Here is a 12,749-nt window from a genome sequence, read left to right on the forward strand (position 1 = left end):
GAGTTTCTTCATGAGACGAGAATGCACAGTATCTTCTTTAATGGCAAATCTTTATGCTATTCCCATCATTATTACAATCACGGCATTTTATCTGATTTTATTCAAATTGTTCTGGAATGTAAACGATCTTAAATCGGTATTAGATTATAACCTGATCCTATATTTAATTGTAATTGCAGCTGGCTGTTTTCTGCATGAAATAATTCATTGGCTTACATTTAAAACTGCGGGTAAAATAAACAAAGCAGATTTGAAATTTGGCTTTCAATACAAAACCCTTACACCTTATGTGCATTGCCACGTTCCAGTTACTATCAGGATTTATCGTCTTTCTCTATGGATGCCGTTTTTAATATTGGGTGGAATTTTAGTTGTTTTGAGTTTGCTGTTAAATGAGTTTGGTCTGTTTCTGCTCAGTTTTTTATTTTGCTGTTTATCGGGTGGCGATTTATTGATCCTGTTTATGCTGATGAATACCGATAAAAGATCATTGATTATCGATCATTCATCTAAATGTGGTTGTATAGTTTTTCATTAAATTAATAATCCGTCATACTGCCAGCCCCGTGGAATGCAAAGCTATGAGATACCCCAATATGACTGCGCTTTTTCCGTCATTCTGAGGAATTCTTGCGAAGGTTGCTCTTACGGCTTCGTGCCATTTCGCCGGTACAGGTTGGAAGAAGCTCTATTGCCGCGGATAAACACGGATTGTTTGTTGGATTTCACGTCTCGTGGAGTCTAAGTGTTTATCTTTTCGTCTCGAAAATTATGTTTAAGATTCCCTCGTTCAGGAGTGAACGAGATACAAACCTTGCTGAAATCCTGAATTGCTGAAACGCTGATCTGCTGACCTGCTTTCCAACCTTAACACTTTCTTAACCAATAGTTTAAACCAACCTAACAAATAAACTGTATAATATTTACAAAATGAATATTGGGAGAAAAAATGGCTAAAGTTGATTTACACTGTCATTCGTTTTATTCGGAACATCCATCGGAATGGTTTCTGCAAAGGTTGGGAGCCAAAGAATCTTACACAGAACCGGAAGTCGTTTATAAAGAACTGATCAAAAAAGGAATGGATTTTGTAACCATTACCGATCACAATCGCATCGAAGGTGCGCTGAAACTAAAAAAGAAACATCCCGGGAAAGTGATCGTCGGTTTGGAAGCTACTGCCTACTTTCCCGAAGATAACTGCAAAATTCATATTCTGGTTTATGGCTTAAATGAAATACAATTCGAAAAGATCCAACGCATCAGAACCAATATTTATGAATTACGAGATTATCTGAAAGCGGAAAATTTAGCTCATTCAGTTGCTCATGCCACATATTCTGTAAACGGAAAATTGAAGCAGGAACATGTGGAAAAACTGCTGCTGCTTTTCGATGTTTTTGAAGGCGTGAACGGTGGCAGGAACGATCTTCATAACAAATCATGGATTAAGATAATTTCCAACTTAACGAAAGAACAGATACAAGAATTGCAGCAAAAATACGATATCGAGCCTTTCAGCGAATCTCCCTGGATAAAAGGAGTTACAGGCGGCTCGGATGATCATGCCGGAATATTTCTGGGAATGACTTACACCGAATCGAAAGCAAAAACTCTCGCTGAATTTCTGGATGATATACGCAATAAAAAAACAACTTCTCATGGCAGACACAACAACTATCAGGGCTTAGCATTTGCAGTTTACAAAATTGCCATGGATTTTGCCAAAACCAAAAGTACAGGTTTTTCCAGCTCAGTTTTTGGAAAGCTTAGTGAATATATCTATTCTGATTCATCTCTCAGTTTGATCCACAAAATGAAAATAAAAAATATGAGCCGTTCTTCCAGAAATCAAGATGATCAGCTCAAACGATCAATTGCCGAACTGGTTGAAACATTACAGAAAGGAAAATATAAAGATATCGACAGCAGATTGAATGTAGCTTATGAGAAGATCTCTGATTTTGTGGATAGTTTTTTCATGGTATTATTTGAATCTTTCGAAGAAAACATGGCGCAGGGAAATCTATTGAAAATAATCAGGAATCTGTCTTCATCACTGCCGGGAATTTTTATGACGCTGCCTTTCTTTACTACGATCAGTCACATATTTGCCAATAGAGATCTGCTGAACAACTTGAATAAAAAATTCAATATTGAAACCACAAATGATGACAAAAATGTGCTCTGGTTCACCGATACGATTGGAGATTTGAATGGAGTAGCTGCTACCTTGAGCAAAGTTCATGAGATTTCCAAAAACCATAAATATGGAATTCGTGTTATCAGTTCCGACCTGAATAAAACTGAAGATTCAAACTATATCGATCTGCCCGTGATCTACGAATTCAAGCTTCCCTATTATGAACATCAAAGTATCAAATTTCCATCACTTCTATTGGCGATGAAAAAGATCTACGATGCAAATCCCAGCAGAATAATCGTATCTACTCCCGGCCCTTTTGGATTGCTGGCATTATTGGCTTCAAAACTCTTTAATATAGAATGTGTCGGCGTTTATCACACCGATTTTACAGCGCAGGCAGAAGGCGTGAAAGGAGATGAATCTCTCATTTCATTTGTCGATAGTTTCACTCACTGGTTCTATCAGCAAATGGACATGAATTATGTTCCCTCTCAGGCTTATATCGATATTCTAGAAGATCGTGGTTTTGACCGTACAAAAATGAAAATATTCCCACGTGGAATAGAATACGACAAATTTTATCCGGTTAAATATGGTCGAGAATTTTTGAAAGATCAATTCAATTTGCAGGATGGAAAATATTTCCTATATACAGGAAGAATCTCGCATGATAAAGATTTGGTGCTTGTTTTAGAAGCTTTCAAGAATATCCTGGAAACCCGAAATGATTTCTATCTGATCTTGATTGGAGATGGACCGCACAAAGAAGAATTGGAAAATCTTTATGCCAACGGAAACATAATATTTACCGGAAGATTGGATCGTAGTTTATTACCAAACTATTATTCCGGTGCCGATCTTTTCTTGTTTCCCAGCCGAACAGATACATTCGGTATGTCGGTATTGGAAGCACAAGCCTGCTGCCTTCCGGCCTTGGTAAGTTCGGTGGGCGGACCAAAAGAGATCATCGTAGATGGCGAAACAGGCTACATAATAAAAGAAAACACAATAGAAAGCTGGCAGAATAAGATGCAGGAATTGATCGAAAAAATGGATAATGATAGAGATTTTGCCCTCGATCTGCGAGAAAATTCCCGCAAGAATGTGGTTAACAAGTCAAATTGGAATTTGTTCTTTAAGGAATTTGTAAATTAGCAAAAAACCTTGAAAAGGTTTAAAAGGAAGTTCCATTCTCATAACCCTTTTCAAGGTTACTGAAAAAAGAGTTTTTCCGTCATTCTGCCTGCCCTGTGGAATGCAGCTTTGCTGCTGGCTTTTCCAATTCCACCGGGCCAGCCATGTCGTAGTCGCGAAAGCTTTCGGGACGAAGACAGGAAGAATCTCTTTACCGTTTATGAACACGGATTTCTGACAGGATCACAGGATTGGCGGGATTGTTAAGAAGGTTCTTTCTCGTTCAGGAGTGAACGAGATACAAATCGAAAAGAATAAGCCGCCAGCTAAGATTTTTTAAACAAATTACAACAGAAATTTCTTAGTGTTCTTAGTGGTTGGAGTCTTTGTGGCTGATTTACCAATTTACAAGTTTACCAATAATAAAATCCCTTTCCTGATGGGGAGGAAAGGGATGTAACCGGATTTCATTCAGAGGAGAATGTGATCATCCAGCCTTTTCATTATTTTATTCTTCAATATCGGTTTTGTGTTTTATCACGGTTCCTTCAGCCATATAAATAGTTTCTTCGGCAATATTGGTAGAAAGATCGGCAATTCTTTCCAGGTTCTGAGAAATATTGTTGATATTGAAAGCTCTCTTGATATTTCCCGGATTATCCATCATATAAGTTATCAAAACTCGATAGATCTGCTCTTTCAAATCATCTACAATGTCGTCATCGATGCAGACCTGCTTAGCTAAAACTACATTTTCATCTACAAATGCGGTAATTGTATTTTTCAGCATTTTCAGAGTTTCTTCTGCCATGGATGGAATGTTGATAAGTTTTTTTATAAAAGGTTTTTGAATGAGATATTGAGCTCTTTTTGTGATGTTCACTGCCAGATCTCCCATACGTTCCAAATCGTTGTTCATGGCAATTATCATCAAGATGATCCTTAAGTTTTTTGCTTCTGGTTTTTGCAGGGCAATCAGAGTTGTGGCTTCTTCTTCTATTTCCAGTTCTCGTTTGTTGATCTCATCTTCCAGATCAAAAACTTCTGCCAGTTTTTTTTCATCGCGTTCCAGCAAGCCTGCCATGGAAAGCTGGATCATTTTTTCTACTTTGTTAGCTTGTTCGATTATAGATTTTTTGAGTTCCTGTATTTGTTTTAATAACATTTTATCACCTCGATTTAGTTATTTATCATTTCAATTATTTTTTGTGCTTTGAATACAGTTTCCGGTGGCATTGGAGCATAATTTAGAGCAGGAGCAAAAGCCTGTCCTTCCGATACCATCCAATTCAAAAGTTTCTTCAGCTTACCAATTTTTTCCTGGTCCAAATATTCAGGATTTCTGTGAACAATTATCCAGGTGAAACTACTTATGGGATAACCAAATTCAGCATTGGTATTTGTGATGTAGATCTTTGTATCTTCAGGAATTTCGGTTTCTGCCGCCACGCTTACACTTACCATGGAAGGCAATACAAAATTTCCGCTGGAATTCTGGATTTTTGCAAAAGACATTCTATTTTCGATGGCATAAGAAAGACTCAAGAATCCGATCGAACCGGACATGTCAGCTATAAAACTTGCCATTTCTTCATTACTTCTGGTAGAAAAAGCAAAGAATTTCTTAAGAGGATTTTCTTTTCTGTTTTTCCATTCCGTACTAACTTTGCACAGGTAATCGTTAAATATTTTGGAGGTTCCGCTTTCATCGGCTCTGTTAATTATCAGAATTCTCTGGTTGGGAAGAACAACATCAGGATTCAATGTAGTGATCTCATCATCATTCCAATGTGTGATCTTTCCCATGAAGATTTTTACCAGTAGTTCCGAAGTTAAATTCAACATCGGTTTGGCAGGAAGATTGTATACAACTGCAACAGCTCCCAAAGAGGTGGGAATGTATAAAATATTTTCTGAATCAGCTTTTTCCATGATGATGTCTGTGGCAGCAAAATCAACGCTTTTTTCTTTTAAACGGAAAATTCCACTACCCGATCCAATTCCCTGATAACCGATTTTCTGGCCGGTTGCTTTTTCATATTCCAGGAACATTTTCTTATAAAGTGGTTCTGGGAATGTAGCGCCTGCTCCGCTCAGATCTTTTTCAAAATTGGAGCAGCCAATTACGATAAGAATAACAGTAACAATTATAAATAGAATTTTTTTCATTTATCCCTCATTAGATTGAACAGGAAGGCATTTTGGCACATGCTTCACGATATCTCCCTGACAAATGTAAATTGTATTTTCAGCTATATTTGTAGAAAGATCTGCAATTCTTTCATAATTCTTGGAGATCCTGTTCATATGAAGTGCGATCTCCACAGATATTTTCATATTATTAATAAGCAGTTTAAATATCCGATCATGAAGTCTGTCAATAGAATCATCTTGTTTTCTCACGTCCAATGCCAGTTCATTGTCTTCGTATATGAATGCACTCATAGCATTCTGCAGCATTTTCTTGGCATCTTTGGCCAGTTTTGCCAATTCGATGATAGGCTTGTAGAATGGTTTTTGCAGTAAGAATTTGTAGCTTCTGGCAATGTTCACCGTAAGATCACCCATTCTTTCTAATTCGATATTAATCTTCATTATTGCCAGTATCATTCGCAAGTTGCGGCATTCCGGTGTGTGCAAAGCTATCAGATTCATGCATAGTTCATCGATATCGTTATCCATTTTGTTCACGACAGTTTCCAATGCTAAAACCTGATTCAGATTCTCAGGTTTCTTCTCGATGTAACCCTTGAAACAAAGCTCCATCATGTTTTCGATCAGCATAGACTGCTCGATCAGCATTTTCTTTAGTTTTCCGATTCTTTCTGATAACATTTCAATCACCCGAATTTAAAATTTTATCCAAAAACACCTCTGTGATCAGGTTTTTAACCAAACACACCTGATAGATAAGCTTCCGTACGTTTATCTTTGGGAACTGTAAACATCTTCTTGGTTTCGCCAAATTCCACCATTTCTCCCAGATACATAAAAGCTGTGAAATCGGAAATTCTACCTGCTTGAGCGATATTGTGGGTTACGATCAGGATGGTAACCTTAGTTTTCAAATCCAGACAGAGTTCTTCGATCTTGGCTGTAGATTGCGGATCCAGAGCCGAAGTCGGTTCGTCCAATAATAGAATATCGGGATTATTTGCCAATGCCCGGGCAATACACAAACGCTGCTGCTGACCGCCCGATAAAGAGAATGCAGATGCAGAAAGTCGATCTTTAACTTCATCCCAGAGCCAGGCATTTTTCAAACTTGTTTCCACCACTTCATCGATGTAAGATTTATTTTCGCCGCGTATTTTTAAGCCATAAGCGATGTTGTTATAGATTGTTTTTGGAAAGGGATTCGGTCGTTGAAATACCATTCCTACTTTTGTACGAACCCTGGTTACATCTGTTTTAGGTTCATAAATATTATGTTTATTCAGAAGAACTTTGCCTTTGATCTTAGCTTCCGGAATTAGATCATTCATTCTGTTAAAACAGCGCAGCAGAGTAGATTTTCCGCAGCCGGAAGGTCCGATTAAGGCGGTAACTTTTCTATCGTAAATCGGTATGTTCACATCTTTCAGCACATGCTTTTCGCTGAACCAGAGATTCAAATCTTCGGTGCGAATATGAGCTGTAATTTGATTTTTGTTTTCGTTTACCATTTTCTCTTTTTCCTTATATTATATCGAATTATTATTGCTACAGTACTAACCAGTAAGACCAATGCCAGAAGTACAACTGCAGTTCCATAAGCTATTGGAACTTGTTTATCGGCATGAGCACCTTCCGTCATCAATGCATAAATATGATAGGGAAGAGCCATCACTTCATCCATTACGCTGGTGGGAAGGTGACGAGTATAAAAAGTAGCTGCAGTGAACAGGATCGGAGCAGTTTCTCCTGCTACGCGACCAATGCTGATGATTGCACCGGTTAATATATTGGGTAGTGCGGTTGGCAGTATGACCCTTAAAATTGTCTGTCTTTCTGTAGCTCCCAGAGCCAGAGATGCTTCTCTGAAATCATGAGGAACACTACGCAGAGCTTCTTCACTGGCGTTTATCATCACAGGAAGTGCCAGAATTGCCAAAGTAAGCGATCCTGCCAGCATCGATACATCCATCTGGAAAAGCTGCACGAATACTGCCATCCCAAATAAACCGTAAATAATGGAAGGAACACCAGCCAGAGTGTTTACTGCAATTCTAACCAGCTTTACGAACCAGGCCGGTTTTGCATAACTTACCATATAAATCGCTGTGAAAACGCCTAGCGGGAGTGCGATCAAAATTGAAAGAATCGTTAAATAGAAAGTTCCCATTATTGCCGGAAAAATTCCACCTTCGGTCATAAATCTGCGGGGAGATTCTGTAAGGAATGACCAGGTGACCACTTTCCCGCCTTTACTGAAAATAACATAAAGGAACATGATCAGGAAAATAGCTGTGATCGCAATAAAAAGACGAAGCGCATTTACACCTAAAAACTGTTTTAATTCTCTTTTGTTCATAAATAAACCTTCACTAAATCGTCATTCTGCCTGCCAAGCCGAAGCCGAGCAAAGGCTGGACGTTTCTTGCACGTTGTTGTTATTTCTTCGTGCCGCTTTGCCGGTACAGGTGGGAAGATTCTCGTCATCAAGGAATCCAGGTCAGTTTCCCTTTTATGTGTCGCTTTTGAAAGCAGAACGTCACTTTCCTCAGTTTTTTCTAGGGGGGAAGTCCCGAGGTCATCCTGAGTGATTCGGCTTCTGCCGAATTGTATCGAAGGATCGGGACAGAGGGGTTTTGTTAGTTCAATAATAAATGATTTAAATTTAATCGAACCCCCTCCCAGTGGAATATCCATAGGATTCCACGGGATAAATTTTATTCCCCCTTCTAAGGGGGACATTGCATAAGACTCTCCAAAAATAAATAATTTTTTATCGATCATCATGTCTGATTCCTTTTCTTTTGGAAAACAAACTCTGTTATCAGGTTTGTGATAAACGTAATAATAAATAATACTACTGCAATTCCAAACAGTGCATGAAAATGCGGACTGCCAAAAACAGTCTCGCCCATTTCGGCGGCAATTGTAGCTGTCATTGGTCGTACAGGATCGAACATGCTGGTTGGAATCTGAGCTGCGCCACCGGCAACCATGATTACTACCATTGTTTCTCCGATCGCTCTACCAAATCCTAAAATGATACTTCCCAAAACTCCTGAACGAGCTGCTGGAAGCACAACGCGCACTATAGTTTCCCAACGATTTGCACCCAAAGCAAGCGAGGCTTCTCTCAAACTTTTGGGTACCGTAGAAAGTGCATCTTCGCTCATGCTGGAAACTATCGGTACAACCATAATCCCCAGGATTATAGAAGCAGAAAGTGCATTCAAACCTGTGGGAATTCCAAAAACTTTTATTAAAAATGGTGATAGGAATGCCATTCCAAAAAGGCCATAAACCACAGAAGGAATTCCAGCCAGAAGTTCGATGATCGGTTTTATTATTTCTTTTGTTCTCGGACCGGCAATTTCTGAAATATAAATGGCAGAACCAAGACCGAGAGGTATGGAAATAACCAAAGCTCCGGCAGTTACAACCAGCGATCCCACAATCAGAGAAAGAATTCCAAAATCCGGCGGATACATGGTGGGATGCCATTTTGTGCTTCCTATAAAATCTTTTAATTTTATAAGATTGAGGATCGGAATACCTTCGGTAAACAGACTGAAAATGATTCCAAAAAGTGCAACTATGGTGAATAAGGAAGCGATGTAGGTGATGCTTTTAAATATTTTTTCTTTATAATTATTCATGAGTTACTCCCGTCATTCTGCCTGCCCTGTGGAATGCAGCTTTGCTGCTGGTTTTTCCAATTCCACCGGGCCTGCCCTGTGGAATGCAGCTTTGCTGCTGATTTTTCCAATTCCACCGGGCCTGCCAAGTCGTAGCAGAGCAAAGGCTGGACGTATCTTGCACGATGTTCTAACGGCTTCGTAATACTTTGCCGTAACAGGTGGGAAGAATTTATTTATCAAAAAATCCTGTTTAGCTCCCCTTCGTAAGGGGAGAAGTCGACGCAGTCGACAGATGGGTTCTGTTAGTTCAATAGTTAATGTTTTAATATTAAACGAACCCCCTCCCAGTGGAATATCCATATGATTCCACGGGATAAATTTTATTCCACCTTCTAAAGGGGACTTATCATTGGGAACCTCAGAAAGACGATTATGATAAATATTATTCATCACTTAATCCTTACATAACCTTGTTCTTCCACGCTTTTCTGTCCTTCTTCCGACAAAATATAATCGATGAATTCCAAAGCGGGTTTGCGAGGTTGGGAAGATGTGTACATATATAATAATCTGGTTAATCTGTATTCATTTGATTGAGCTGTTTCGTTGTTGGGAAAAACACCATCGATGGAAAGAGTTTTCAATTCATCATTCACATATCCCAATCCAATATATCCGATAGCTCCCGGCGTGTAACTTACGGTTGTAGCAACAGCATTATTCGAAGCTAATCGCATGGAATTTTCTTTAACCTGGGAACTGTCTAAAACCACTTCATTGAAAACCAGGAAAGAACCGGAAGAAACATCTCGAGAAATAACAATGATCTCCATGTCTTTTCCTCCAATTTCTTTCCAGTTGTTTATTTTTCCGGAATAGATGGATTTCAATTCTTGCATGCTAAGATTTGTTAAGGGATTATTTTTGTGAACTACAATTGAAATAGCATCTTTGGCGATAGCAGTTTCGATGAGATCGGAGTCCTTTTCCTCCACCAGATCAGCTTCTTTATTGGTTATTCTTCTCGAAGCATTTCCGATATCAATGGTTTGATTGATGGCAGATTTGATGCCAATACTGCTGCCGCCGCCACGTACTGAAATATTGATCTCGGGATTTTTATCCATATAAGCTTCTGCTGCAGCCTGAACGATCGGTAAAATAGTAGTAGAACCGGCAGTATTAATTGTTGTGGATTTCTGGGAACAAGCCAGAACCAAAACCAAAACTGCCACTCCGGCCAGTATCAGGATGAGCAACTTTTTTAATATCATAATATCTTCCTAAATTTAAAAAAACGGGGAGACGGGAAAAGCCTCCCCATTTCGTTAGTTGTTATTTTTAGTTTACGCTGATGAATCCTTGTTCTTCAACGAGTTTCTGTCCTTCGGGGGAAAGGATGAAATCAATGTATTCTTTTACCAGTCCTTTAGGTTTTCCATTTGTGTACATGTGCAATGTTCGAGCTATAGGATAGGATTTATCTTGAATAGTAATTTTTGTAGGCATCACGTTGTTCACTTTCACTACATTCACAGAATTGGTGATATAACCGAGTCCGGCATATCCGATAGCACCTGGTGTGCTTTCTACTGTAGAAACAACAGCATTATTGGAAGCAAGCATCAAAGCACTACTGATTTGGGTAGAACCACTTAGAACCAGAGAGTTGAAAACTTCAAATGTACCGGAAGATACATCACGGCTGATAATAACAATAGGCATAGAAGGTCCGCCAATGTCTTTCCAGTTGCTGATCTTGCCCATATAAATATCTTTAATTTGCTCAACAGTAAGATTTTTTACAAGGTTATCTCTGTGAACAACCATGGCGATTCCGTCGTTTGCCACAACGTTTTCATAAGGATTGATACCGCTTTCACGAGCAGCTGCAATTTCTTTGGCTTTGATATGACGGGAAGCATCACCGATATCTACTGTGCCAGCCATGATGGAAGCGATACCAACGCTTGATCCGCCACCACGAACTGAGATGTTTACATCAGGATTTTGATCCATGAAAATCTCGGCTGTAGCTTGAGCGATTGGAAGTACAGTTGTAGACCCGGAAATTGTGATCTGTTTGCCTTTTTTTGCAAAAACCGGAAAAGCTACCAGGGCTAAAAGGGCTATAATAAGTATAGTTTTTTTCATTTTAATTACCTCAATTTATTTCTTGTTAATTGTTTCGGAGAAGATCCAGCGCAGCTGAACCAGAATCTGGTTTACGGCATCAGATTCATCTTCGAAGGTCGTGGTTTCATAGTTGGCCTGAACAAAAAGTACAGGCTTGTTTTTGCTGTCGCGCAGCATATTGTAATTCACACCGGCGATCAGAGTGTTTTTTCCATCATCATCTGTATCTGTATCAGGATCGTAGATGTCGTAACGAGCAATAATATCGAACGAATTATTAACTTTAAATACAGGCATTACAGAAATCACAGAAGAAGTTACATCGTCCACTGCATCATCGTTTGGCATGGCTTTTACTTTATTCAAATACTGGCCTAAAACGCTGAACGGACCATAAGCAAACTTGGCAACGCCAGCCATCATGTTGTATTCTTCACGAGCTGGATTGTCGATCATATTTCCGGTTCCATCATCTACTTCCTTGTCTTTGACAGTTTTGATCATATAAGAACCGCCGAGAGTAAGACCAACGATCGGAGTTACACGGATGTTTCCCAGGAAGTTCATGTCTTTGTTGATATCACCTGCTGTTTTCTTGTAGCCTTCACCGTTGTAAACTGCCAGAGCATAAGTTCCCAAGCCGTTTGGAAGATAACCGCTGAATCCCATACCATAATCTGTGGAGCTGACAAATTTGTACTTGTCAGATGGATCTTTTTCGATGGTTGTGTAGTTCCAATCATAGATCGTTCCAAAATAAGTTTTCATCAAGCCAACAGTAACTTTACTGTTTTTTACGGGAATAAGTTCGCTGAAATCAAGATAAGCATACTTCAGCTTCATACCAACACCGTCGCCCACATCGTCGCTGAAAAAATCCAGATTGAAGCGTCCCTTGATTTTTCCCGTGAATTTAGGTTCTAAACGCAAATAACCTCTTTTCAGTGCCATCTCATTTTTCTGAACTTCACCGTCGATTGTTTCATAACTCCAACGATTCCAAAGTTCCATTTTAAGTTTGGTTTCTGCATTCAAAATACCAAAAGCAACAATTGCCAAAATAACGATAAAAAGTGTTTTTTTCACTCTTTCCTCCTTTTTTTTAAGATGCTGTTGCATCATTTTTTTTCACACCCTGTTGTACGATGCGAAAGTTAAAGAAGTATAAACGAATTGTTAAGATTGTGTTAAGAAGGATGCTAACATACTGCAATATAGATCATTAGTCTTTGGAAAATATAATATTTAAAATTACATATTTTTTTCAACATCATAAAATATTTGACACATTACTCTTTTATCAGAATTTTCCGATATTAGCCCAAATCGGAATTTTTGGAGGTAGCTTGTGAATAAAAGGAATTTGATATTATTTTTTCTATTTATAATTATTTTTTATAACATTGAGCTCCCTCTAAAAAGTATCAAAAAAAAACCTTTTCAATAAATATGAATTTTTTCATATTGAATCCATAAATAAGTGAAAAAAGGTATTGGTAATGTTTCGAAAAAATAGCGACCATAAACAAATGGATATATTT

At 38.6% G+C, this 12,749-nt stretch carries 13 protein-coding genes; 2 read left to right on the forward strand and 11 right to left on the reverse strand.

Annotation, left to right across the window (positions count from 1 at the left end):
- Positions 1–40: 40 nt before the first annotated feature.
- Both K9N40_06110 and K9N40_06115 read left to right on the forward strand, forming a co-directional pair.
- Positions 41–538, forward strand: coding sequence for a DUF3267 domain-containing protein (locus tag K9N40_06110; GenBank protein MCF7814029.1), 498 nt, complete (start codon positions 41–43; stop codon positions 536–538).
- A gap of 411 nt (positions 539–949) precedes the next feature.
- Entirely contained in the window at positions 950–3,301 is a 2,352-nt protein-coding gene (locus K9N40_06115; protein ID MCF7814030.1) for a glycosyltransferase, read from the forward strand.
- Between the two features lie 487 nt (positions 3,302–3,788).
- Here the strand turns inward: K9N40_06115 and phoU (K9N40_06120) are convergent, their stop codons facing one another.
- The 11 genes from phoU (K9N40_06120) to K9N40_06170 form a co-directional block, all read right to left on the reverse strand.
- Positions 3,789–4,445, reverse strand: coding sequence for a phosphate signaling complex protein PhoU (gene phoU, locus K9N40_06120; protein MCF7814031.1), 657 nt, complete (start codon positions 4,443–4,445; stop codon positions 3,789–3,791).
- A 14-nt stretch (positions 4,446–4,459) separates the two neighbouring features.
- Positions 4,460–5,449, reverse strand: coding sequence for a phosphate ABC transporter substrate-binding protein PstS (gene pstS / locus K9N40_06125; GenBank protein ID MCF7814032.1), 990 nt, complete (start codon positions 5,447–5,449; stop codon positions 4,460–4,462).
- Complete coding sequence (phoU, locus tag K9N40_06130; GenBank protein MCF7814033.1) at positions 5,450–6,115, reverse strand: phosphate signaling complex protein PhoU; 666 nt, start codon at positions 6,113–6,115, stop codon at positions 5,450–5,452. It abuts the gene before it with no gap.
- Between the two features lie 53 nt (positions 6,116–6,168).
- Positions 6,169–6,945: a phosphate ABC transporter ATP-binding protein PstB gene (gene pstB / locus K9N40_06135; GenBank protein ID MCF7814034.1), complete on the reverse strand. Its 777-nt coding sequence runs from the start codon at positions 6,943–6,945 to the stop codon at positions 6,169–6,171.
- Positions 6,939–7,793, reverse strand: coding sequence for a phosphate ABC transporter permease PstA (gene pstA / locus K9N40_06140; GenBank protein MCF7814035.1), 855 nt, complete (start codon positions 7,791–7,793; stop codon positions 6,939–6,941). Before pstA ends, pstB begins: the two co-directional genes overlap by 7 nt.
- Positions 7,790–8,218, reverse strand: a complete 429-nt coding sequence (locus K9N40_06145; protein ID MCF7814036.1) for a hypothetical protein — start codon at positions 8,216–8,218, stop codon at positions 7,790–7,792. The genes pstA and K9N40_06145 overlap by 4 nt, the downstream gene beginning before the upstream one ends.
- Entirely contained in the window at positions 8,218–9,090 is an 873-nt protein-coding gene (gene pstC / locus K9N40_06150; GenBank protein MCF7814037.1) for a phosphate ABC transporter permease subunit PstC, read from the reverse strand. The genes K9N40_06145 and pstC overlap by 1 nt, the downstream gene beginning before the upstream one ends.
- A 12-nt stretch (positions 9,091–9,102) precedes the next feature.
- Entirely contained in the window at positions 9,103–9,522 is a 420-nt protein-coding gene (locus tag K9N40_06155; GenBank protein ID MCF7814038.1) for a hypothetical protein, read from the reverse strand.
- Complete coding sequence (locus K9N40_06160; protein ID MCF7814039.1) at positions 9,522–10,346, reverse strand: phosphate ABC transporter substrate-binding protein; 825 nt, start codon at positions 10,344–10,346, stop codon at positions 9,522–9,524. The genes K9N40_06155 and K9N40_06160 overlap by 1 nt, the downstream gene beginning before the upstream one ends.
- Before the next feature lie 67 nt (positions 10,347–10,413).
- Entirely contained in the window at positions 10,414–11,226 is an 813-nt protein-coding gene (locus K9N40_06165; GenBank protein MCF7814040.1) for a PstS family phosphate ABC transporter substrate-binding protein, read from the reverse strand.
- Between the two features lie 15 nt (positions 11,227–11,241).
- Positions 11,242–12,294 carry an OprO/OprP family phosphate-selective porin gene (locus K9N40_06170; GenBank protein MCF7814041.1) on the reverse strand — a complete coding sequence of 351 codons (1,053 nt, stop codon included), beginning with the start codon at positions 12,292–12,294 and terminating at the stop codon, positions 11,242–11,244.
- Between the last annotated feature and the right edge of the window lie 455 nt (positions 12,295–12,749).

The organism is Candidatus Cloacimonadota bacterium, assembly GCA_021734245.1.
In the GTDB taxonomy this organism is placed as follows: domain Bacteria; phylum Cloacimonadota; class Cloacimonadia; order Cloacimonadales; family TCS61; genus B137-G9.